Raw genomic sequence first — 23,085 nt, forward strand, 5'->3', positions numbered from 1 at the left:
CGTCGATCAGGTCCCAGGCGTCTGCGGGACGGCCACACTGAGGCGCAACCCGCCCAGCCGGGCCGAGGTGTCGATCCAGAGCCGGCCGCCCAGCGCCGCCGCCTCGGCGGCGAGGCTGGCCAGGCCGAACGACGACGTACCGCCGCGGGCCATCCCCAGCCGCACCGCCTGCGCGTCGCCGTGGCCGTCGTCGTCGATCTCGACCGACCACCAGGTCACCCCGCGATGGATGGCCACGGCCACCTCGGTGGCCGTGGCGTGCTTGGCGACGTTCGCCAGCCCTTCCCGCACCGCGCGGACGAGGACCTTCGCGCTCTGCGGCACCGGCGGCGGCCCGGTTCCGCGCACATGCACGTCCACGGTGACGCCGGTGCGCCGGCCGAAGTCGGCGAGCCGGTCCTTCACCTCGTCGACGACCGATCTGCCCTCGACGAGCTGGGGCGCGGGGTGGGGGGTCTCGGCCAGGACCGCGCGCAGCTGGCGGGACCCGGTATCGAGCCGGGCCGCGAGCCGCTGCAGCGCCGGCACCATCGACGCGGGCAACCCGGGGGTCGCGAGCAGGTCGGACACCTCGACCGCCGCGGAGAACAACTCCTGGGTGACACCGTCGTGCAGTTCCGTCGCGATCCGGTTGCGCTCCTGCGCCGCGCCACGCGTGGCCGACTCCGCGAACAGCTCGGCGTTCTCGAACGCCAGCGCCGCGACGCCGGCCAGTTGCTCGAGCCCGTCCAGCTCGCGGCGGTCCGGGACGAACAGCGCCCCGCCCCGGTCGACCAGCACCGCGCCGAGAAGACCCCGTCGATCACCGCGCAGCGGGGCGGCCAGGACCGTGCCCAGCGCGCCGAAGAGGCCCGCGTACTCGCGCGGGACCCCCTCCCGGACCAGCGAGGGCCCCAGCACCACGGCCCGGCCGTCGCGCCGCAACCGGTCCAGCGCCGGCAGCGACGCGGCTCGGACCCGGATCTTGAGCACGTCCTCCTGGCGCAGGCCGTGGCCCGCCTGGCCCGTCACCAGGCCCGTGGCCGCGTTGTGGTGGACGACCAGGACCCGCGTCGCGCCGGTGAGCTCGGCCGCTCCGGCCGCGAGCAGTCGCAGCACGTCGTCCGGATCCGAGGTCTGCAACAGCAGCCGCCCCAGCTCGTCGGCACGTCGGACGGCAGCGGCGCCGGATGCGGGGCGGACCACCGACGCCATCGGCCCCTCCCCCTGGACCCGTACCGGCTCGGCGGGTTCCGGGCCAGGCCGGCCCGCCGCATCGGTTCCCAACCACCGCGGCCGCAAACCGCCCACGCCGAACGGCCGCGGGAGTCCCGGGTACTCGAAGGTCAGGATCATCAGATCGTCGATGGTGGGGGCGCGCGGCGGATCGCGCATCGGGCTGACGATCCAATGATCGGAGCGCCGTTTGTGTGCCGGGCATGAACCGGGGCCGGACACATTGCTGCGATCGGCCGAACGGACACTAGGGTCACGCCCATGACCAGCGACGGGGTGACGACATCGCGGGTCGTCGCCGACGTCGCGCGCGAGCTGGAGATCGAGCTGCCCACCCTGAGCTCGCGGATGGCCTCGTCGTTCCTCAACCAGATCCCGGCGCTGCAGGGGGACGACGCCGTCACGCAGCTCGTGGTCGCGAGCACGTCGTCCAACCTGTCGACGGTGATCGACGTCCTGCAGCACGGGATACCGCTGCACCAGATCAGCGTCCCGGCGGCAGCCGCGGCGCACGCCCGCCGGTTCGCCCAGCGGGAACTGCCGGTGGAGGCCCTGCTGCGTGCGTACCGGCTCGGCGAGAGCCAGTTCGTGCAGTGGTGCCTGCGCTTGCTGGCGGCCCGGTCGCTCGACGCCGCCGAGCTGCTCGCGGCGGTACAGGAGATAACGTCCGTCGCGGCGCGCTACATCGACCAGGTGTGCGAGCACCTGGTGGACATCTACGAGACCGAGCGCAGGCTCTGGGGCCAACGAGCCGACGCGGCCCGTGCCGCCTCGGTGCGCACCGTCCTCGGTGACGAGACGCTCGACGTCGGGACCGCCGAGGCCATGATCGGCGCCCGGCTGCGGGGGTGGCACGTCGCGGCTGTGGCGTGGTTGCAGAGCGATCCGTCCGACGCGGCCCGCCGGGTGGAGAGCGCCGCCCAGCTGCTCACCGAGGCCTACGGCCGCAGCCCGCTCACGGTCCTGGCCGACGACCACACGTTGTGGGCGTGGGTCTCGGGGACGTCTCGTCCACGCCTCGACGAGCAGGTCCTCGACCGGGCCCTCGTGAGCCACCCGGACCTGCACCTGGCGCTCGGCGATCCCGGCCCGGACCTCGCGGGATTCCGGTCCTCCCACCGGGAGGCGCTCAAGGCGAAGGCCGTGGCGCAGATGTCGGGGGGCACGACGGCACGGCTGACGCGGTTCGCCACGGTGAGCATCTCCGCGCTGCTCCTGGATCGGCTGGACGAGGTGCGGACCTGGGTGGGGCGGACGCTCGGCGACCTGGCCCGCGACGACGAGGCGATGGCGAAGCTGCGCGACACCGTCCGGATCTTCCTGCAGACCGGCGGCAGCTTCACCGACGCCGCCGCACGCCTGCACCTGCACAAGAACACGGTGCACTACCGGGTGCGCAAGGCGGAGGAGATCCGGGGGCGGCCACTCGGCGACGGCCGCCTCGACGTCGAGGTCGCCCTGGTGATCTGCCGCCAGCTCGGCGGTGGCGTGCTGATGCGATGAGCGGCAGCCGGCACCGGGCCGGTCAGACGGGCTCCTGCAGCAGGCCCTCGCGCACGGCACGCAGCACCGTTGCCGTCCTCGTCGTCGTCCCGAGCTTGCGCATGGCCCGCGAGAGGTAGTCCTTGACGGTGTAGGCGGAGAGATGGAGCTGCGCGCCGATCTCCCGGTTGGACAGGCCCTCGGCGACGAGGTTCAGGATGGCCAGCTCGTGGTCGGTGAGCATCGTGCGCTGGGGCGTCAAGACCGCTGCGGCCAGCCGGGAGTCGATCATCAGGTGGCCTTCGGCCACCTTCCGCAGTCCGGTGCACAGCTCGGCGCACAGGCTGTCCTTGAGCAGGAACCCGCGCGCTCCGGCCCGGACCGCCGCGGACGCCGCCGCCCGGTCCTCGAACGTCGTCAGCATCGCGACCTGCAGATCCGGGCGCTGCATGGTGATCTGCTCGACGAGCTGAACACCGGACTGGTCGCCCAGGCGGAGGTCGACCACGACCAGGTCGACGGCCGCGGCCTCCGGCGCGCCGCCGGTCAGGAACCGCAACGCCGCGGTCCCGTCCAGGAACGCCGCGGCGATCCGCATGCCGTCGCCGGTGAGCGCCCGGGTCAGCCCCTCCAGGACGAGCTCGTGGTCGTCGATCAGCACGACCGACGGCGACCGGGAACCCGTCTCGGCGGCGGTCTCTCCGAGCTTCTCCGCGGCGTTCACAGGACGGTCGCCACGATGCCGGCCCCGACGAACAACAGGCCCACCATCTGGCAGGCCGCACCCCCTCGCCGCAGCACGCCCTCGCGCCGGTGGCGCTCGTCGGCCGGCAGCGTCGGCGGAGTGAGGCCGGCGGCGTTGCGTCTCCCCCAGTGGCCGATGAGGACCAGCACGACGCCGAGGCCCGACCACACGGCGAGATCGGCCACGGCCGTCATCGCGGAGCCGGGGCGTCGGCGCCCGACGGCCCGATGGCCGGCGGGGCGCCGGGGTCTGCGGGCAGGAAGTCGGCGGCGTACTCGACGTCGGCGTCGCGGATCTGCTCGGCGAGCCAGTCCCGCCAGATCGCGACCGTGCGTTCGACCTCCACGGCGCGCCGCAGGCCGTCCCTGACCTGCTCGAACGTCGCCGGCACGAACGCCTCGACCGACTCGACGCGCCCGACGTTCCAGCCGTGCCGGCCCTGGACCGGTCCGTAGAGCCCGCCGGCCCGGGCCGTGAAGGCGGCGTCACCCACGGGCTGCTCCAGGTCGGCCCGCGTGAGCGGGTCGAGCAGACCGCCGGTCTGCCGGGTGCTGGCGTCCAGGGTGCGCTGCGCGGCGACCTCCTCGATCGGCGTCCCCGACCGCAGGGCGTCGAGCGCGGCGGCGGCGTCCTGCTCGTTCGCCACCACGATGTTGCGCAGCACGCGCCGTTCCGGTGTGCCGAGCTGGTCCTTGCGCTCCTCGAACACCGCGCGCAGGTCGTCGTCGGACACCGTGACCGGGCCGACGACCTGCTGCATCAGCCGGCCGACCCCGAGCTGCCTGCGGATCTCGTCGCGGACCGCCGTCTCCGAGGTGCCGACGTTGCCGAGTGCCCGCACGAACGGCTCCCGGCCGCCGGCGCCGAACTGCTGCTCGATGTAGCGGTCCAGGGTGTCGCTGACCTGCTTGTCGGCGACGACGATCTGCCGATCGGCCGCGGCCCGGTCCAGGATCTCGCTCAGCGCCACCGACTTGGCGACGTCGCGCCGGAACCCGTCGGCCTGGGCCGGGTCGGTCGGCGGGGTGACCCCGTACAAGGCCCGGAGCGTCTCGACGCGCTGGTCGAGTTCCTCGGTGGTGTACACCCGGCCGTCGTAGCGGAACGCGGCCCCGTCCGGGAGGCCGCGCAGCTGCCACCACGCGACACCTCCGAGACCCGCGATCAGCGCGGCGACCACCGCCAGGGCGATGATCCGGCCGCGCTTCGAGGTGGGGACGGCGATCCGAGAGAGCAGGCCACTCCGCTCGGTCGCGGCCCGATCTCCCTCGGCGGACCCGGCGGACCGGGCGGGCTCGGCAGACTCAACGGGCTCAACGGGCTCAACGGGCTCAACGGGCTCAACGGGCTCAACGGACTCGACGGGCTTGGCGGACTCGGCCGGCTCGACGGGCGCAGCGGACTCGGCGGAATCGACGGGCGCAGCGGACTCGGCGGACTCGACGGAATCGACAGGCTTGGCGGACTCGGCGGACTCGGCGGAATCGACGGAATCGACGGGCTCGGCCGGCTCGACGGGCTTGCCGGATGACGCCGGCTCGTCGGTGTCGGCAGCGGGTTCACGGTCCCGCGCCCCGTCCGAGCCGGGTTCGGGGTCGGAACCCGGCTCATCGGCTCCGGCCGGTCGCGCCGCATCGCCCTCGCCGGCCGCCTCGCCGGCCGCATCGCCTCGTGCCTCGCCGCGCGTCTCGCCGGTGTCGCCCGTGGCGGCCCCGGCGGCGGTCGGTCCGTCGGCGTCGTGCTTGCCGTCGGCGGCGGGCCCGTCGTCGATCAGGTTCGACTTGCGCATTCAGCTGCTCCCACGAGAGTTCCGGCGGTCGGCATGGGGTCCAACGAGTCAGACGGCCCGGAGGCGCGCCCTGCCCAGACGACGAGGGCAGCCGAGCCGATGGCCAGCCCGACCGACAGCATGAGCAACATTCCGAACTCGGCGACCACGGTGAGCTCGGACAGCATGAGCACGGCGTAGCCGGTGGCCGACGCGGCCGCGGCGAGCAGCACCGCCCGCCGCAGGCCCGCGTCGCCCCGGCGGGCCGCCTCGGCGAGCAGCACGGTGAACTCGCAGCCCACCGCCGCGGTCAGGGAGCCGAGGGCGACCGTCACCGGCGTCAGCCCGATCCCGGTCACCCAGAGCCCGAGCAGCCCGAGCCCGGTTGCCACCACGGCCGCGAGCACGGCCGGGACCGCGTCCCGGCGCCGCCGCAGGCCGACCGCCAGCACCAGGCCGGCCGCGGCGATACCGGCCAGGTTGGCCAGGTAGCGGTCCGCGGAGATCTGCTCGTAGGCCGCCGCCGCGACCACCGGCAGACCGGTCACGTCGACGCGCATCCCGGCGGGCGCCGCCGGCAGGATGCGCTCGACATCGGCCCGCAGGTCGCGCACGGCCTCGGCGTTGTCGAGGCGGGTGCCGAAGGTCAGCACCGCGAGGGTCCGATCGGGGTTCAGCACGCTGCCGGTCAGGTACGGCGGCAGCAACCGCAGCGCCGCGTCGAGCTGGTCCGGCGTCGGCTCGGTACCGAGGAAGCGCAGCAGGCCCGGCGGTGAGACCGCGGGCCGGAGCTCGTCGCCGTGCGCGGTGACGACGGCGTCCTCGGCCTGGCGCATCCACTGCAGCGCCTCGGGGCTCGTCGTGTCGGCCCCGGACAGCGCGATGGTGAACTCCCCGCTGGATCCGATCACCTCCTCGACGTGGCGGGCCGCCTCCAGTGCCGGCAGCCCGCCGGCGAAGCTCTCGATGTCGGCCCGCAGCGGTACCTGGGGAAGCACCAGCCATCCCGTCAGGGCCAGCAGGCCCGCGACCGCCGCGGTGCCGAGCCGGGTCCACCGGCGCGGTCCCACCGCCGCGGCCGGGCCCGGGGGCGGAGCGGCCGGGGTAGGCCCGGCGGGTTCGGCCGGCATCCGCCGCGCCAGGACCATGCCGGCCGCCGCGGCGAGCGTGATGCCGATCGCGAGGGTGATCCCGAGATCGCGCACGGTCGGGACCGGGCTGACCGCCAGCGCCCCGAAGCCGGCCGCCGTGGCCAGCGCGACGACCACCACCATGCGCCGGGGCGCGCGCCGGGCCAGGTACGTCGTGAAGTCGCTGCCCACCCCGATGAGCACCGGGAGGAACGCGATCACCCCGAGCGACAGCGGCCGGTCGGCCCATCCGTAGAGCGCCAGGGTGGCCGCCGTGCCGATCGCGCTGGCGGCCAGCGGCAGCAGCCGCCGGCGCAGTCCGGTCCACCGCACGGCGACGAACCAGGCCCCGACGGCGAGCAGCGCGATCGCCCCGAGCAGCGGCACCTCGGCGCGGACGCGCTCCCCGAGAGCGGCCGCGATCACCGGCGCCCCCGACACCGTGACCCGCGTGGTGTTCAGGTCGGCCCGGCCGACCTCGGCCGTGACGGCGTCGACCAGGTTCTCGAGCGCCGCCTGGTCCATGTCCTGCCGCGGCCGGACGAGGACGGCCGCAGCCGTGCCGGAGGGGGCGACGAACCTCCACTGCGGACGAGGCTCCCCGGCCTCGTCGAAGACGACCGTGCGGATGAAGCGTTCGTTGCGCAGCGTCGGCAGACCGGCAGGCAGCCCCTGGACCAGCAGCGCTCCGTAGCGCTGGTCGAACCCCGCCACCGCCTGTGCACCGGCTGAGGCCACCTGGGCGGGGGACTCGCCCGCGTCGGCCGCCCGTCGCTCGGCGGCGGCACGCAGCCCGTCGCGGTAGCCGCTGAGCTCGGCGAGCAGGTCCTGCGCCCGCCCCGCGACCTGGTTCAGCACGGTGGCCGGCCCGTAGACCGCGGCGACGTCGGGGAGCCGCGCCAGCCGGCCCTCCAGCTCCAGCAGTGCCGGGACCTGCTCGCCGCTGAGCAGGCCGCCCGGCCGGTCGGTCTCCAGGAGGACGACCACCGGATCTCCGCCGAAGGCCGAACCGACCTGCTGGAGCGATGTCGCACTCGGGTCGTCCGGCGACAGGAAGGAGTCCGTGCCGGCATCCACCTCGAGGCGGGCGATCCCGACCCCGACCAGTGCGAGCATCACCAGCGCGACCGCGACGAGTACCGCGCGACCGCCGCGCAACCTCATCCTCATCCGGGCTGCGGCTCCTCCTCCACCCGCGGGTACGGACCGTCGAACGACCGGTCCGGGTGCGCGTTGCCACCGGGCGCCGGGTACGGGTCGTACTTCTCCAGCGGGCCGATCTGGGTGTTCGTCGGTTGGTTCGGCGACTTCTCGTTCATGACCACGAAGACGCGCAGCACCGTCCCGTTCCCGTCCTGCCCGGCGAGAGCCTGGCTGAAGTTGGCGAACATCATGCCGACATCCCGACCGTACGGGCGCAGGTACCCCAGTGCCGGGTTGACGTCGGACAGGACGACCTGCAGCGTCGGGAAGAGCGCCCGCGCCGCGTCCGAGAAGCCGGCCACCCGGTCCAGCGTGTCCGGCGCCTGCTCCAGGGTCCGGTCCAGCGACGGCAGCAGCCCGCGCAGGTCCGCCGAGGTCGCGGGCAGTTCCTGCAGCGCGGCGGACAGGTCGGGCCCCGCGGCGGTGAGGTTGGCCGCCACCGGCGCCAGCGAGCCGGCCAGGGTGCTCAGGCTGCCGCTCGCCTCGCGGGTCGTGTCCAGCACGCCGGGCAGCTCGCGCAGCACCGCCTCCAGGTCCCCGCGGTTGGTCGCGAGGACCTGGGTGAGCCGGTCCGCGTCGCCGACCAGCGCGGTGATCCGCCCCTGGTCGGCGTCCAGGGCCCGCAGCAGCGCGGTGGTGTTGCCGGTGACCTCGGCCAGGTCCTGCGACTGCGCCGCCAGGGCCTCCAGCGCGGTACCACCCTCGCGGCCGAGCGCACCGAGACCGCCGGCGATGCGGCCGATGTCCTCGCGGGTGCCCTCCGTGGTCGTCCCGGCAGCCCGCAGCGCGCTGCCGAGCGCGTCGCGGGTGGGTTGGTCGAGGCTGGTCAGGACGTCGTCGAGCTGCACGCTGGAGCGACCCGCCGAACGCGGCAGGATCCCCCCGTCGGCGATCTCGGCGCCGGTCCCGTCGACGATGTCGAGATAGCTCTCCTCGATCAGCGTCTTGTTCCGGACGGTCACGGACACGCCGTCGTGCAGCGGGCTGATCTCCGGGTCGAGGTCGAGGAGCAGGACGGCGTCGGCGCCGTCGACCTCCACCTTGTCGACCCGGCCGACGGTGACACCCGCCGCCCGGACGTCGGACTGCGCCACGATGTTGTCCACATCGGACATGGCGATGCTCACCTGGTACCCGGCCTGGGTGACGAGCGGGATCTTGCCGCCGGCGTTGACCCAGAGGTAGCCGAACACCAGCGCGCACAGCCCGCCGAAGGCCAGCACCGTCACCGTGCGCAGCACCGGCAGGAGGGAGAGGGGGATACGCATCGTCACCACCTACCGGGGGCTCGGGTTCGCGGAAGCGGACTGGGTCACCGGCACGCTCGAGGGTGCGAACTGGAGCAGGCCGCGCAGGATGCCCCGGTTCGCGTCACGCAGGCTGGTCGTCGAGTTCGTGTTGTAGACGAACGCCTGCAGGTCGTTCAGGTACGGCACCAGGCCCGCGGTGACCGGGTCCAGCCGCTCGCTGATCGGGACCAGGTCCGCCAGGGAGGCGTCGAGGTCGTCCGCGGCGGGCCGCAGGTCCGCGACCACGGGACGCGCCGCGGCGATGACGGGCGCCGCGACGTCGAGCGTGGAGTCCAGGGCGCCGACGGAGTCGTCGAGCCGCGACAGGGCTCCGGGGAGCGTGTCGCTGGCCTGGCGCAGGCTGCCCAGGGCCGGGTCCAGCTCGCCCGCCAGCTCGGTCACGCCCTCCATGGACGCGCGGAGCTGGGCGGAGAGGTCGGGCAGCTGGCCGAGTGCGTCGTCCAGCGACCCGCTCTGGCCCGCGACGACGGTGAGGGTCTGCTGCAGGCTCGCCGCCAGCCGCGAGATCCGCTCGTCGTTGCCACCGACCGCGGTCGAGATCTGGTTGAGCGCGGTGATCAGGCGGGCCAGCTTGTCCCGGCGCCCGTCGAGCTCGGCGACCACGGGCTGCAGGTCCTGCAGCACCGCGTCGGCCCCGCGCAGACCGTCGGGCAGGGACGTGGGGGCGTTCGCCAGCGCCGTGTCCGATTCGGACAGCAGGCTGGTCAGCGCCAGCCGGGCGTTGTCGTCGAGGTGCCCGAGCACCTCGTCGATCTGAACCGGCCGGTCGGAGCTGGTCACCGGAAGGACGTCGCCGTCGGACAGCGGCGCACCGGGCGGCCCGCCGGGGCTCAGCGCCACGTACATCTCGTTCAGTGGGCTCTTCGGCCGCAGCACCACGCGGGCGTTGTCGTACACCCGGTGCTCGGCGTCGACAGCGAGCTCGAGCACCGCCTTGCCGTCGTCGGACACCGACGCGGACCGGATGTCACCGACCGAGATCCCGGCGATCCGGACCTCCTGGCCGTTCCCCGGGCTGATGCCCGGCGTCGACTCGAAGGTCGCGTAGAAGATCTGCTTGTTCTCCCACGGCGGGTTGAACCGCTGGTTGCCGAGGATGATGCCGCCGGCGACCACACCGAGCACCAGCAGCCCCGCGAGGATCGCGACGTTGCGGGACAGGCCGGGCTCGCTGCGGGTACGCGCCCAGGCCCGGGCGATCCGGTTGCTCATCGTTGGATCTCCTGGAATCGGGCGAGGTTGGCGAACATCTGCTCGAGGCTCACGCCCGCCGGCAGCCCGGCCACCGTGCCGCCGTTCACGCCGGGGTTGAAGCCGATGACCGCACCGTTGGACTCCGTCATGGCCGCGGTGTTGTCGACGTTGGCCGCCATGTGGCCCAGCTCCTGGTAGAGGGGCCGGTCGCCGCCGCTGCCCGCGTAGGGTCCGCTGCCCTGGTACGGGGAGTTGACGGTCTCGAGGATCGGGCCGTTGACCCGGTCGAGCACGGGGCCGTGGAGGTTGTCGAAGACCGCGGTGAGGTCCTGGCTGACCGGCGAGAGCGTGCCGACCAGCGGCCGGGCATCGGTCAGCAGGCTCCGCAGGTCGCCCACCACCGGCCTGGCCTCGGCCAGCACCGGGTCGACCCGCTCGAGCAGACCGTCGAGCTCCTCGACGACCGGGACGGCCACGTCCGCGGTGTCGCGCAGCTCCGCGAGCGTCCCGTCGAGCCGCTGCAGGCCGGTGTCGGTGGCCCGCAGCGTCGGAGGCAGGTCCGCGAGGGCGGCCGCGATGTCGCCGCCGCGCCGGTCGAGCACGCCGGACAGCGAGTCGAGCCCGGTGACGACGTCGTCGAGCTGCCCCTGGTTCTCGGCCAGCGCCTGAGAGGTGCTCTCGAGCCCGCGGACGAGCTCGGTCAGGTCGGTGTCCGGCCGCGTGCCCCGCGCCGCGGCCAGCACGCCGCCCGCCGGACCGAGCGTGCCCGGAGCCGTCCGGGCCAGGTCCTGCAGGGCCTCGGATCCGCCGCCGGCGAGGACGCCGTCCAGGTTGCGGGTGCTGCTCTGCAGTCCGGTCAGGGCGTCGGGCTGCAGGGCAGCCGCCACCTTGTCCAGCTCGACCGGCACCTCGGTCCGCTCCCGCGGGATGACGGCCTCGGACTCCCCGGGGGCTCCCCCGGGCACCAGCTCGACGTAGTAGTTGCCGCCCAGCAGCGTCGTCGGGGCGATCAGCGCCGACGGCGCCGTCCCGAGCTTGCCCCGGATGCCGTGGTCGACCTTGAACTCGACCAGCGCGGTGCCCTGCTCGGTCCGGTCCACACCGGTGACCACCCCGACGGGCACACCGGCCACCTTCACCTTGGTGACGTACTCCTTCAGCCGGTACTGGTCACCGAACTCGGCGGCCATGCTCTCGCCCGGCGTGACCATGGTCAGGATCTGGTTCTTTGCGAACAGGGCGGCCCCGACGACCAGCGCCACCAGGGCTGCGACCAGCCCCAGGCGGAACGGGGTGGAGATCGGCCTGCGCGTCGTGGACGCCATCAGCGTCGCCCTCCGATCCCCGGCAGGGGCTTGATGTCCTGTGCGGACTCGCCCGGTTCGGGATTGGCGTTCCGGGCCACCAGCGGATCCTCCACCGGCGCCGTGCCGCTGACCGTGTCGGACTGGAAGATCGGGTAGATCCGCAGCCAGTTGCCGGCCGCGTCACCGTCGTGCAGGGCGCTGGAGACGTTGGTGAACCAGTGCGCGATCTCCGGCGAGTACGGCGCCAGGTCGGCGAGCAGCGGAGCGGTCTCGGCCACCGTGTCCGCGAGCCTCGGGGTGAGCGGACGGGCATCGGCCATCAGGCCGGTGAGCTCCTCCACAGCCGGCTCGGCCACGTCGGCCACGCCCGGCACCCGCTGCAGCGGGGCCACACCCTCACGGAGCACGCCCCGCACGTCGGGCGTGGCCGAACCGAGCGCCTCGGCCCCGGGCCGCAGCGCCAGCACCGCGTCCCGGGTGTCGGCGAGCGGCCCGTTCAGCTCGTCGAGGGCCGATCGCGCGTCGCGCAGCGTCTCGGGTGAGGCCTGCAGGGTCTGCTCGAAGGGCGCAGCCCCGTCCACCGCGATCGCGTCGAAGGTGGCGCTCATGTTCGTCAGCAACGAGGCGATCTCCTGCTCCCGGCCGGCGAACCGCTCCGAGAGGGTGGACGCGGACTGCAGCAGCCCGACCAGATCGTCCCCGCCGTCGGCCGTCAGCGACCGCGACACGGTGCCCATGTCGGCCAGCATCTGCGGGGAGGCCGCGAAGGCGTCCTGCAGATCCTGCGAGTGGCCGGCCAGCCCGCCGCCCACCTCCCGCAGGGTCGATCCCAGAGCCGCGCGGGTCGGCGGGTCGAACACCGTGAACAGGTCGCTCACCTCCTGCGCGCCGCGGGTGTCGCGCTGCGGGATGACGTCGTCGGACCCGAGGGCGCCCGCCTCCGGGCTGCCCGGGTCGAGGTCGACGAACTTCTGCCCCAGCGCGGACCGGGCGCCGACCGACGCGGTGGTCGCGCTCGAGTTCTGGTAAACGGGCCGGTCGCCGTCGAGCTTGAGGATCGCGACGGCGCGCCCGTCCTCGTAGCGGACGTCGTCGACCGAGCCCACGCGGGCACTGGCGATGCGCACGTCGTCACCCACCCGCAGCGAGCCGACGTCGCCGAAGGCCGCCTTGACGAGCGTGACCTGCGCGCCGGGGATGCCGTACTGCGCGCGGAAGGCGAACACGACGGAGGCGACGAAGAGCACCACGACGACGAGACCGATGACGAGGGCGGTACCGCGGGACCCCCAGGCCTTGTGGAGGGACCTCACGATCCACCCCCCACGAGGAAGCCGAGCATTCCGCTCTCCTGTTCGGGAGACAGTCCGGTCGCGCCGGAGGGTTCCGCCGGGTCGGCGGTGGGGGCCTGCAGGAGGCCGCCGGTCGCGGGCGGGGCGTCGGCTGCGGGCGCGCCCGGCACCTCGGTGCCGGGCTGCTCGCCGCCGATCTCCGCCGCCGGCGGCAGCACGTCGGGCACCGCCCCGGCGGGCGCCAGACCGGTCACGGAGTCGGGGTTGAGCAGCATCACGACCCGCAGGTAGTGCGAGAGGCCGTCGTGCCCGTTCGTCGCCAGCGCCCAGTACCGGATGAAGTTGAGGACGTTGTCGAGGTTGCCGGTCAGGTCCTCGGTGAGCGGCCGCGCCGACGCCGCGGTGGTCTGCAGTTCGGGGCCGGCGCGGCGCAGGTCCGCCGCGACCGGGCGGGCCTCCTCGAGCAGCGCCTCGGCCCGCTCCAGCACCGGCTGGGCCTGGACCAGCGCCGGGTCCAGCGCGTCGGCGAACGTCATGAGCTCACCGGAGATGGCCGTGAGGTCCTCGGTGACCGGTCGGATCGCGCGCAGGGTCGGAGTGGTCTCCTGCGCGGTGGCCGCGAGGGTGCCCAGCGTCGTCCGCGCCGACCGCAACGCGCCGGGCAGTTCGGCGAGCGTCTCGTCCAGCGCCTGCTGCTGCGCCGTGCTGGCGGCCAGCAGCCGGTCCGCCGCCCCGACGAGTTGGTCGAGCGAGCGGCCGTCGTCGGCGGCCAGCGCACCGGCGACCGGCTCCACGCGATCGAGCAGGGTCCCCAGCAGCACGTTCTGGTCGGCGAGCACCGAGGTCAGCGCCCGGGTGTCGGTGAGCGAGGGCGCGAGCGCCCGGATGGCCTCGTCGACGTTCCCGCCGTTGTCCCGCAGGCCCTCGCCCAGAGTCGTGACCAGGAAGGCCAGCGACTCCCCCGTCGGGTCGTCGAGGGTGTTGAGGATCTCGTCGAGGTCGACGTTCACCGATGTCTGCGCGGCCGGGACGATGGTGCCCGGTTCGAGCTCCGGTTCGGTGGGCGTCCCCCGCTCGAGGTCGACGTAGCGCTCGCCGAGCAGGCTCACCGGGCGGATGGTCAAGCGGGCGTCGCGGTACACCGGCAGCGCTGCCGGGTCGAGGCGCAGCGCGATGTCGGCGACGCCGTCGCGGACCCGCATCTCGGAGACCTCGCCGACCATGACGCCGTCGATCTTCACCTCGTTGCCGGGCAGCAACGGGCCGGCGTCGGCGAACTCCGCGACGATCGTCATCCCCTTCGTCGCGGGGTTCTCGGCCGCGAGGCCGCTCATCGCGCCCGTCGTGCCGATGATCGCGACGACCGCCACGGCGGCCGCGCGCACACTGGGCCGTCTCATCGCATTCCTTCGCCGAAGGCGTCCGACCAGGGCTGGCCGACCAGCTCACCGGGGAGCGGGGTGAGGTTCTTGGACGTGCCGGGGGGAAGGACGCCGGGGTTGATGTTGCCGTTCTCCAGGCCGCCCGTGATGTAGATGCGGGCGTAGTGACCGTTCGCGTCGTAGTTGGCCACCGCGGAGCCCCAGTTGGTGAGGAAGCCCGCGAGCTCGGGGCTGTAGGGACGCAGGTAGTCCAGCGCCGGGGTCAGCCCGACGAGGGTCTCGTCGATCGCGGGCAAGGTGGCGGCGCCGCTGTCGAGCAGGCCCGGGGTGTACTGCAGCAGCTCCGCGGCCGAGCCCAGCGTGGGCCGCAGGTCGGCCATCGCCGGCCGCAGGTCGGCGAGCAGGGGCTGCAGGTTCTGCGCCACCGAGGGCAGCCGGCCGGTGGCCGGTGCGAGCGCATCGAGCAGTGGAAGTGCCGCATCGACACTGTCCGGGACGTTGCCGAGCGTCGTCCGCGCCTGGCGCAGCGTTCCCGGCAGCTCCTGCACCACCTGGCCGAGCGCCTCGCGCTGCGCGACCGCCTGCCCGACCGCGCCACCGAGCTGGCGCACGATCCGCTCGACGTCACCGTCGCGCCGCGCGAGGATCCCCATCGTCGCGTTGAGCTGGGTCACCAGCTGGCGGATCGCCTCGCCGTCGGTGCCGATCCCGCGCAGGACGTCGCCGGTGGCCGCCAGCGCCGGCCCGGCCGTCTTGAGGGTCGCGTTGAGGCCGGCCTCGCTGCCGCTCAGCGTCGACTCCAGGTTGCGGATCAGGGAGTTGACCTGGTCCCGGGTCGGCTGGTCCAGGGCGGCGAGCACGGTGTCCAGCTCGACCGGTGACGGCTGCTCGGCGCGCAGCATGCCCCCGTCGGGGATCTCGGCGTTGGTCACCGGGCCGTCGGTGAGCTCGACCAGCCGCTCACCGAGCAGTGCCTTCCAGATGATCTTGGTGGTGGCCCCGTCGTGCAGGGGTGCGAAGTCGCTGTCGAGCCGCAGCACCAGCTCGGCACGGCCGTCCCGGACCGCGATCGACTCGACCTCGCCGGCGTCGAACCCGTTGACCTTGACCATGCTGCCGATGATCACGTTGGTCGCGTTGTCGAGCACCACGCTCACGCGGTACGGCCCGCTGAACGTCATCAGTCCCGCCGCCGAGGTGGCGAGGACGAGCAGGACGGCGGTCGCGGCCAGGAGTACACGCCGCATCGTCAGTCCATCCCCAGCGGCCCGGCGGAGTCACCCGACAGGAACTGCCGGACGAACGGGTCGTCCGACGCGAAGGCCTCCTCGGCCTCCCCGTAGTGGACGACCTGGCCCTTCCAGATCAGCCCGACGTAGTCGCTGACCTTTCGGGCCGTCCGGATGTCGTGGGTGACCAGCATGTACGTGCCGCGGTGCTGCCGGTGGACCTCGAGGATCAGGTCGTTCAGCAGGCTGGTGCGGACCGGGTCCAGGCCCGAGTCGGGCTCGTCGAACAGGACGATGTCGGGGTTCATGACCAGCGCCCGGGCGAACCCGGCGCGCTTGCGCATGCCGCCGGAGACCTCGTTGGGGAACTTGGTCAGGGCCTTCTCCAACCCGACCTCGCGCAGCCGCGCGAGCACGATGTCCTCGATCTCGTCCTCGGACTTGTCGGTGTGCTTGCGCAGCGGGAAGGCCGTGTTGTCGTAGATGTTCATCGAGCCGAACAGGGCGCCGTCCTGGAACAGCACCCCGAACCGCTTGCGCAGCTCGTAGCGCTCGCGCTCGGAGATCCGCCAGATGTCCTGACCGAAGATCAGTACCTCGCCCTGGTCCGGCTCCAGCAGCCCGACCAGGTGCTTGATCAGGACGCTCTTGCCGGTACCGGACGGGCCGAGGATGGTCGTCACCGCGTTGTCGGCGAACTCCAGGTTCAGGCCTCGGAGGACCTCGAAACTGCCGAACTTCTTGTGCAGGTTCTTGACCTGGATCGAATGCGCCGGCCTGCCGGCCGGGGCCTGCGGAATCGCATTCGGCGGCATCGGCGCGACACTCATCGACTCCCGTTGGCTCTGCAACGAGACCTCCCCAGCATGGTACGAACGTGGAAGCAGTGATTAGTTGGCGATGGGCGCGTTCGGGGACAGACCCCAGAACAACTGGGTCCCCAGGACGCCGACGACATGGACCAGAACCATGTTCAGCATCATCGATTTCGCCGTATTTCGGCCGACCCCGACCGGGCCACCACTCGCGTTGTAGCCGTAATAGCAGCCCACGAAGATGATGACCGTGCCCATGGCCATGACTTTCGCCAGTGAGTACACGAAGTCCAGCGGGTTCTGGTAGAGCCAGAAGATGAAGGAGTAGCCACCGGACGAGACCCCGCCGAGCTGCACCACGACGGTGAGGTACTCGGCGATGTACATGACGCCGAGGCCGACGGTGTAGAGGAACGGCATGGCGATCCAGCAGGCGATGATCCGGGTCCCCACCAGATAGCTCCGGGAGCGGACGCCCATCACCTCCATGGCGTCGATCTCGTCGGAGATACGCATCGAGCCCAGCTCCGCGACCAGGCCGCAGCCGACCTTGGCGGCGAAGATGTAGCCCCACATGTAGGGCCCCATCTCGCGGATCGCGCACCACGCGGTGAAGATGCCCGAGTAGAGCGGGGCACCGATCTGCTTGAGGGTGTAGTTCGCTTCCAGGCCGCACTGGTAGCCGATGACGAACTGCATCACCCAGATGATGAGTCCACTCGAGACGATCAGGATGCCGCTCTGGTGGAACACCTCGGAGGCGTAATGGCGGACGTCGACGAGATCGCGGGTGATCCTGCCGGAGAACCGCGCGATCTCACCGCCGGTCGCGAATGCGTCGCGCATCTTTCCGCCGATGGTGCCGAGACCGACGATCGGCCCGAGCTGCTGCGGACGCTTCGGCCGCGGGTGATCCGGGTTCGGCCCGTCCGGCCCCGGCCGGTCCAGGGTGCTGGTCATCGTGGCTCCTACCGGTAGACCTGGATGTCGGGGTTGAGGCCGAGCAGGATCGTCGTGAACACCATGTTGAAGATCCAGATGGCCGCGAACGCGATCACGACGGCCTGATTGACCGCACGCCCGACACCGATCGGGCCGCCCGAGGCGTGCAGGCCCTTGTAGCAGCAGACGACGCCGATGATCAGGCCGAACAGGGCGGTCTTGATCACGCTGCCCCAGACGTCGGTCGTCGTCAGGTTGTTGAACAGGCTGTCCACGAAGGCCGCGGGGTTGGCGCCCAGGATCGGGACCGCGGCGATGTAGCCGCCGAGGATGCCGAACATCAGCGCGACGAGGTCGAGCAGGCCCGTCATGATGAACAGCGCGATCACCCGGGGCAGGACGAGGGTCCGGACGGGGTCGACGCCCAGCACCTCCATGGCGTCGATCTCCTCGCGGATGCGGCGGGCGCCGAGGTCGGCGGTGATGGCCGTGCCGACCACGCCGGCGACCACCATCGCGTTCACCCACGGGGCGAACTCGCGGATGCTCGCCATCACGAAGAAGGAGCCGAGCCGCTCCGGGATGCCGAAGAGGCTGAAGAGGTTGCCACCCTGCAGCCCGGGGGCACCGAGGCCGAAGGCGGTGCAGGACACCGCCATGGGGATCCAGCACAGCTTCAGGATGTCGAAGCTCTGGTCGCGGACCTCCGCCCAGTAACCCCAGGGCCGGCGGATCGCCATCCAGAGCACCTCGAGCGCCAGCCGGGTCATCTCGCCGGCCTGCACGAGCGGACCGTCGACGCCCCGCAGGAGAGCCCGGGGCCGGCGAACGACCTTCGTGGCCTGCCGCGGAGCGGCTGCGTCGTTCGTCGGAGCGCTCATCGCCTCGCCTTCGTTTGCGCCACGCTGGGGGTGGGAAGTGATCGACTGTCGGCTGTTCGCCGCGGGACACCCGGCAGCGACGCACCAGTGCGAATGACACGCACCGTGACGCGGAGCTTACGGAGTGTTGAACGGCATAACGGCCGGAATCCGGGGGAGGATCCGGCTCCACCTGGGGGTGGTAACGACCCCCAGTTGGGGGTTACCGGCCAGTAGGTGAAACGACTAGGCCAGGCCGGACGATCCCATCTCTCATGGGCCGACGACCGGCCATCCAGGGTCGGCGCGGTCCGGACGCCGCGCCGGGTCGCTGTAGCCTCCCCGCGTGCGAACCACCGGTGCCGGGAGCGGACGACGCGGATCGGCCGACGGAACCATCGACGGGCCCACCGCGGTACGGGCGGCGTCCACGGGTTTCACGATCCTGTTGCTCGGCGGTCTCCTGACGCCGATCGCCGCGACCTACCTACCGGTGATCGGCCGGTTCTGGCTGCTCCTCACCGCAGTGGTGGCGTTCGCCGTGGCTGGTCGGCGGATCGGCACGGCCCGCATCCCGGCGCTGCACGGCGCGTGCGCCGCGCTGGGCAGCTACCTGCTCGTCCTGCCACTCGTGCTGTGGATGCCGGGGCAGTCCGCGGGGGTGGATGTCGAGCATCTCGTCTCGGCGGCCGGGACGGCCGTCGCCGTCGGCGCGATCGCCGGTGCGCTGGCGGGCCGCCTGCGCGACGGCTCGGCCGCACGGGACTGACCTCGGGGACCGCGCTCCACGGCGGCCCGGCCGGGCTCGCCCGCGGGGAGCGTCATGCGGGACCCGGACACAGGTCGCCCCGCGCGATGCCGTCCTGGCTCGCCTGCGTCCCGATCTCGGCCCGGGCGACGGCGTCCCGCAGGTAGAGCGTCAGCAGACGGTGCACCACGGCGGGATCGGCCCGCAGCGCCTCCATCGGCACGTTCAGTCCGCCCTCCCCCGGCAGCACCCCGTGCGGCGTCCAGGTGTCGGCCCGTCCCTTGCGCCGGAGCACCGACGGGGCGCTCAACTGCACGATCAGCGACCGGTAGGGCGCCCGGGTCGCCACCCCGTCCACGTCCTCCCAGGCCACGGCCGTGCCGGTCCGGCCACGGTGGAACTCCACACCGGAGGCGGTGAGAACGAGGCCACGGGGCCGTCGCGCGTCCCGGAGCGCGAAGGCCGTCAGGGCCACCCCGGCCGCCGCCATCCCCACACCCACGAAGCGGGACGCACCGGAACCGGCGACGACGACCAGCAGCCCCGCACCGGTGAGAACCGTCCCCGGCAGCGCCCCGGCGAGGACGGAACCGGCATCCGCCGGGACGACCAGCGCGGGTTCACCCGACCACTCGGAACGACACCGCCGCACGACGACCCGGCCGGGCGCCGAGCGGGCCAACCGCAGCACGCCCAGGCCCGAAGCCGCCAGTAACGCAGCGGCGACGAGCAGCAGACCGGAGCCGATCACCGTGCCCTCCGGGCCCCTCGCCAGGCTCACCACGCCGGTCCATGCCACCAGGATGCTCAGTGCCACGAGGAGAAGCGTGCGCACCAGCCGGCCCACCCGGCTCCGCGGGGGCCACTCCTCCGGCCAGGGGAACCGGGCACCGCGCACAGCCACGTCCTTCCGCACTCGTCGACCCACTCGTTCCTGCGATCGTTGCGGCGGCACGACGGACCGCGCCGCGGTCGACGAACAGCCGAGCCGTTCGGGTCAACGAGGACGGGACCACGGCGATGCGGCGTCGGGCACGGAGCGCACCGCAATCGGGCGCATGCCGCTTGGCGGAACGAGCTGTGGTGCCAATGCGTCCAGCCTGCAGGACCTGGACATGAACTGCACCACCGAGGCCACCACGGCTCCCTGCCCGCAGGTCGGGGGCCGACACCGTCAAGGTCCACCTCGAGCACGCCCTCGGCGACGAGGAGTGTGGAGGGCATGGACTCCGACGCACGGACGGCGCTCCCGCTGCGGTTGCCCCCCGAGCTGTGGCTGTTCGTCGAACCGCGGCGGCGGCGCGAGCAAGTCGAGGTGCGCTACGACAGCGACGCGTCGCTGGGTCATGTGGTGCAGGCACTCGGCGTGCCGCTGACCGAGGTCGGGGCGCTCCTGGCGGGCGGCGTACCCGTCACCGCGGCACACCGCCCGGTTCCGGGTGTCCTGCTCGAGGTCCGTCCGGTGCGGCGTCCCCAGCGGGTGCCGGGCTGGAGCGGGCGGTTCCTGCTCGACGTGCACCTCGGGGCGCTGGCCCGGCGGCTGCGGATCCTCGGCATCGACACCGCCTACCGCAACGACGCCGACGACGACGCGCTGGTCGAACAGGCGGCGGACCAGCGACGGGTGCTGCTCACCCAGGACCGCGGGCTGCTCAAGCGCCGGGCGCTGTGGGCCGGGGCGTACATCCGCGGGACGCAGCGCAACGAGCAACTGGCCGATGTGCTGGACCGGTTCGCCCCCGCGCTGGCGCCGTGGACGCGGTGCACGGCGTGCAACGGTGAGGTCGACGCCGTGGTGAAGGAGGAGGTCATGGACCGGCTGCCGCCCGGCACCCGCCGCCGCTACGACCGCTTCACGCGGTGCCGCTGCTGCGGGCGGGTCTACTGGCACGGGGCGCACGGCCGGCGCCTCGACGCGATCGTCGCCGCCGCGCGCTCAACCCGGGGCGGGCCCGGCCCGACGTGACGGGGTACCGCCGACCTCGAGCGTCCGCGCGAGGGGCACACCCGGGCGGTAGGCCAGGTGCACGTGGCTGGGCGCGTCCAGGACGGTGAGGTCGGCCCGCTTGCCCGGCGCCAGCACCCCGATGTCGGTCCGTCGCAGCGCCAGCGCGCCGCCCGCGGTCGCCGACCGGAGCGCCTCGGCTGGGGTCATGCCCAGCTCCCGGACCGCGAGCGCGATGACGAACGCCATCGACGAGGTGTAGGAGGTGCCGGGGTTGCAGTCGGTGGCCAGCGCGACCGTGGCGCCGGCGTCGAGCAGCGCGCGGGCGTCGGGGTAGGGCGAGCGGGTGGAGAACTCGACGCCGGGCAGCAGGGTCGCCACCGTGCCGCTGCTGGCGAGGGCGTCCACGTCGGCGCCGGTGAGATGGGTGCAGTGGTCGACGCTCGCCGCGTCGAGTTCCACGGCCAGCGCGACCCCGGGACCTGCGGAGAGCTGGTTGCCGTGCACCCGCAGCCCCAGCCCCGCGGCCCGGCCCGCTGCCAGCACGGTGCGGGCCTCGTCGCCGTCGAAGGCGTGCGGGCTGGCCGGCTCGCAGAACACGTCGATCCAGCGCGCGTCCGGCGCGCAGGCCGCGAGCATGTCGCCGGTCACCAGATCGACGTACTCACCGCGGGCCGACCCGGGCGGCACCACGTGCGCGCCGAGGAAGGTCGTCTCGGTCGTGACCTCGGCGGCCAGCCGCAGCGCCCGCCGCTCGTCGGCGACGGTCAGGCCGTAGCCGCTCTTGATCTCCACGGTCGTCGTGCCCTGCCGCCGCAGTTCCGCGATGCGCTCGGCGAGCAGCGCACGCAGGGTGCCCTCGCTCGCGGCGCGGGTGGTCGCGACCGTCGTGGCGATGCCGCCACCGTCGTAGCGGGTGCCGGCCATCCGGGCGGCGAACTCCGCCGACCGGTCCCCCGCGAACACCAGGTGCGTGTGCGCGTCGACGAACCCCGGCACGACGGCCCGGCCACCGAGATCGGTGCGGGCATCGGCGGCCGGGGCCCGGGTTCTCGACCCGACCCACGCGATCCGGCTCCCGCCGGCGCCCTCGTCGACGACGACGGCCGCGTCGGTGACGATGCCGAGCGGTGAGCCGTCCCCCGCGGCCGGGTCGTTCGTCACCAGCTCGGCAATGCCGGTGATCAGGGTCGCGGTCACCAGCACTCCCACAGCGGCTCGATCGCGGCGAGGAGCAGGGCGCCCACGTCGCCGAGACGGTGCCGGCCACCCGCCACCACGACTCGCCCGTCGACCAGCACGGTGTCGATGTCGGCGGCGCTCGCGGCGAAGAGGATCTGTCCGGGGTCGCCGCCTGCGGTGCGCGGGGAGTCCGTGCGGACCGCGATCAGGTCGGCGCGCGCGCCGGCCGCCAACCGGCCTGCGTCGGGCCAGCCGAGTGCGTTGTGCGCGGTGGCGAAGGACAGCAGATCACCCGAAGTGAACCGGCCGCGGCGGCCCGAGGCCAGACGCTCGTGCATCTCGAGCGCCCGGGCCTCGGAGCACAGGTCGATCACCGCGTGCTGGTCGCTGCCCAGGCACAGCCGCACGCCCGCGTCGTGCAGGGCCCGCGCCGGTCCGATGCCGTCGGCGAGGTCGCTCTCGGTGGTCGGGCACAGGCACACCGCCGAGCCGACCCGGCCCAGCAGGCCGATGTCCGCTGTGGACACATGGGTCGCGTGCACCGCCGTCGTGCCGTGGCCCAGCATCCCCTCCTCCGCGAGCAGCGCGGCCGGGGTCGCGGCGTAGTGGGCCAGACAGGCGTCGTTCTCCGCCTTCTGCTCGGACAGGTGCACGTGCAGCGGCCGCCCGCCCGCGACGGCGGCCACGGTGCCGAGCGCCGCGCGCGGGACCGCCCGGACCGAGTGCGCGGCGACACCGACGCGCATCCCCGGCGACGGCTCCAGATCCGCCACCCGCGCCGCCCAGGCGCCGACGTCGCCGTCGGAGAACCGCCGCTGCCCCTCGCCGAGGGGCCGGTGACCGGCCGGGTCGAGCCCGCCGGCCAGGTAGCACGTGTCGAGCAGGGTCAGCCGGATGCCGGCGTCGGCCGCGGCCTCGCGCAGCGCCTCGGCCATGGCGTTCGGGTCCGCGTAGGGCCGTCCGCCCGGGCCGTGGTGCAGGTAGTGGAACTCTCCGACGGCGGTGATACCGGCCAGCGCCATCTCCGCGTACGCCGCCCGGGCCAACGCCAGGTAGGAGTCCGGGTCGAGCCGCGCCGCGACGGCGTACATCCGCTCGCGCCAGGTCCAGAACGTGCCGCCCCGGTGGTGGGTGCGTCCGCGCAGCGCCCGGTGGAACGCGTGGCTGTGGACGTTCGCGAAGCCGGGCAGGACCACACCGGGCAGCCGGGCCGAGCCCGCCGGGTCGGTGCCCGCCGTGACCGCGGCGAACCGCCCGTCGGCGATCTCGAACGTCACGTCAGTGGCCGGCCCCCCGGGCAACAGCGCGTACCCCGCGAACCACCTCACCCCTCAAC

At 73.3% G+C, this 23,085-nt stretch carries 20 protein-coding genes; 3 read left to right on the forward strand and 17 right to left on the reverse strand.

Annotated elements, in window-relative coordinates; all coding sequences use genetic code 11:
* Positions 1–6: 6 nt before the first annotated feature.
* Positions 7–1,374 carry a GAF domain-containing sensor histidine kinase gene (locus tag HF519_RS01205; RefSeq protein ID WP_169409720.1) on the reverse strand — a complete coding sequence of 456 codons (1,368 nt, stop codon included), beginning with the start codon at positions 1,372–1,374 and terminating at the stop codon, positions 7–9.
* A gap of 102 nt (positions 1,375–1,476) precedes the next feature.
* Here HF519_RS01205 and HF519_RS01210 point away from each other — a divergent pair, with 102 nt between their 5' ends.
* Positions 1,477–2,718, forward strand: a complete 1,242-nt coding sequence (locus HF519_RS01210) for a PucR family transcriptional regulator (RefSeq protein ID WP_169409721.1) — start codon at positions 1,477–1,479, stop codon at positions 2,716–2,718.
* Positions 2,719–2,740: 22 nt separating this feature from the next.
* On the opposite strand, the gene HF519_RS01215 is transcribed toward HF519_RS01210, so the two are convergent.
* Genes HF519_RS01215 through HF519_RS01275 form a run of 13 tightly spaced genes read right to left on the reverse strand, consistent with a single transcriptional unit; the run spans position 2,741 to position 17,895 of the window.
* A complete protein-coding gene (locus HF519_RS01215) occupies positions 2,741–3,421 on the reverse strand; it encodes a response regulator transcription factor (RefSeq protein WP_169409722.1) in 681 nt (226 codons plus the stop codon).
* Positions 3,418–3,627 carry a hypothetical protein gene (locus tag HF519_RS01220; protein WP_246242131.1) on the reverse strand — a complete coding sequence of 70 codons (210 nt, stop codon included), beginning with the start codon at positions 3,625–3,627 and terminating at the stop codon, positions 3,418–3,420. The genes HF519_RS01215 and HF519_RS01220 overlap by 4 nt, the downstream gene beginning before the upstream one ends.
* Positions 3,628–3,632: 5 nt before the next feature.
* Complete coding sequence (locus tag HF519_RS01225; protein ID WP_169409724.1) at positions 3,633–5,231, reverse strand: peptidyl-prolyl cis-trans isomerase; 1,599 nt, start codon at positions 5,229–5,231, stop codon at positions 3,633–3,635.
* Entirely contained in the window at positions 5,213–7,510 is a 2,298-nt protein-coding gene (locus HF519_RS01230) for an RND transporter family protein (RefSeq protein ID WP_169409725.1), read from the reverse strand. Before HF519_RS01230 ends, HF519_RS01225 begins: the two co-directional genes overlap by 19 nt.
* A complete protein-coding gene (locus HF519_RS01235; protein WP_169409726.1) occupies positions 7,507–8,811 on the reverse strand; it encodes an MlaD family protein in 1,305 nt (434 codons plus the stop codon). Before HF519_RS01235 ends, HF519_RS01230 begins: the two co-directional genes overlap by 4 nt.
* Before the next feature lie 9 nt (positions 8,812–8,820).
* On the reverse strand, positions 8,821–10,065 hold the full coding sequence (locus HF519_RS01240; protein ID WP_169409727.1) for an MlaD family protein: 1,245 nt from the start codon (positions 10,063–10,065) through the stop codon (positions 8,821–8,823).
* Positions 10,062–11,372: an MlaD family protein gene (locus HF519_RS01245; RefSeq protein ID WP_169409728.1), complete on the reverse strand. Its 1,311-nt coding sequence runs from the start codon at positions 11,370–11,372 to the stop codon at positions 10,062–10,064. Before HF519_RS01245 ends, HF519_RS01240 begins: the two co-directional genes overlap by 4 nt.
* Positions 11,372–12,667: an MlaD family protein gene (locus HF519_RS01250; RefSeq protein ID WP_169409729.1), complete on the reverse strand. Its 1,296-nt coding sequence runs from the start codon at positions 12,665–12,667 to the stop codon at positions 11,372–11,374. Before HF519_RS01250 ends, HF519_RS01245 begins: the two co-directional genes overlap by 1 nt.
* Positions 12,664–14,046 carry an MlaD family protein gene (locus HF519_RS01255; protein ID WP_169409730.1) on the reverse strand — a complete coding sequence of 461 codons (1,383 nt, stop codon included), beginning with the start codon at positions 14,044–14,046 and terminating at the stop codon, positions 12,664–12,666. The genes HF519_RS01250 and HF519_RS01255 overlap by 4 nt, the downstream gene beginning before the upstream one ends.
* Positions 14,043–15,275 carry an MlaD family protein gene (locus HF519_RS01260; RefSeq protein ID WP_246242083.1) on the reverse strand — a complete coding sequence of 411 codons (1,233 nt, stop codon included), beginning with the start codon at positions 15,273–15,275 and terminating at the stop codon, positions 14,043–14,045. Before HF519_RS01260 ends, HF519_RS01255 begins: the two co-directional genes overlap by 4 nt.
* 2 nt (positions 15,276–15,277) lie before the next feature.
* The gene (locus tag HF519_RS01265; RefSeq protein ID WP_169409731.1) at positions 15,278–16,087 is read right to left on the reverse strand and encodes an ABC transporter ATP-binding protein; all 810 of its coding nucleotides are present in this window, start codon (positions 16,085–16,087) and stop codon (positions 15,278–15,280) included.
* 60 nt (positions 16,088–16,147) lie between these two features.
* Positions 16,148–17,032: an ABC transporter permease gene (locus tag HF519_RS01270; protein ID WP_246242085.1), complete on the reverse strand. Its 885-nt coding sequence runs from the start codon at positions 17,030–17,032 to the stop codon at positions 16,148–16,150.
* Positions 17,033–17,040: 8 nt separating this feature from the next.
* Positions 17,041–17,895, reverse strand: coding sequence for an MlaE family ABC transporter permease (locus HF519_RS01275; protein ID WP_169409732.1), 855 nt, complete (start codon positions 17,893–17,895; stop codon positions 17,041–17,043).
* Positions 17,896–18,220: 325 nt separating this feature from the next.
* Between HF519_RS01275 and HF519_RS01280 the strand changes: the two genes are divergently transcribed.
* On the forward strand, positions 18,221–18,643 hold the full coding sequence (locus HF519_RS01280) for a hypothetical protein (RefSeq protein ID WP_169409733.1): 423 nt from the start codon (positions 18,221–18,223) through the stop codon (positions 18,641–18,643).
* Positions 18,644–18,695: 52 nt separating this feature from the next.
* Here the strand turns inward: HF519_RS01280 and HF519_RS01285 are convergent, their stop codons facing one another.
* The gene (locus HF519_RS01285; protein WP_169409734.1) at positions 18,696–19,439 is read right to left on the reverse strand and encodes a hypothetical protein; all 744 of its coding nucleotides are present in this window, start codon (positions 19,437–19,439) and stop codon (positions 18,696–18,698) included.
* A gap of 405 nt (positions 19,440–19,844) precedes the next feature.
* On the opposite strand from HF519_RS01285, the gene HF519_RS01290 reads away from it, so the two are divergent.
* A complete protein-coding gene (locus HF519_RS01290; RefSeq protein ID WP_169409735.1) occupies positions 19,845–20,588 on the forward strand; it encodes a Mut7-C RNAse domain-containing protein in 744 nt (247 codons plus the stop codon).
* Here the strand turns inward: HF519_RS01290 and hutI are convergent.
* The gene (gene hutI, locus HF519_RS01295; protein ID WP_169409736.1) at positions 20,559–21,767 is read right to left on the reverse strand and encodes an imidazolonepropionase; all 1,209 of its coding nucleotides are present in this window, start codon (positions 21,765–21,767) and stop codon (positions 20,559–20,561) included. The genes HF519_RS01290 and hutI overlap by 30 nt on opposite strands.
* A complete protein-coding gene (locus HF519_RS01300) occupies positions 21,764–23,077 on the reverse strand; it encodes a formimidoylglutamate deiminase (RefSeq protein WP_169409737.1) in 1,314 nt (437 codons plus the stop codon). The genes hutI and HF519_RS01300 overlap by 4 nt, the downstream gene beginning before the upstream one ends.
* Between the last annotated feature and the right edge of the window lie 8 nt (positions 23,078–23,085).

The organism is Pseudonocardia bannensis (assembly GCF_012911875.1).
Classification (GTDB): Bacteria; Actinomycetota; Actinomycetes; order Mycobacteriales; family Pseudonocardiaceae; genus Pseudonocardia; species Pseudonocardia bannensis.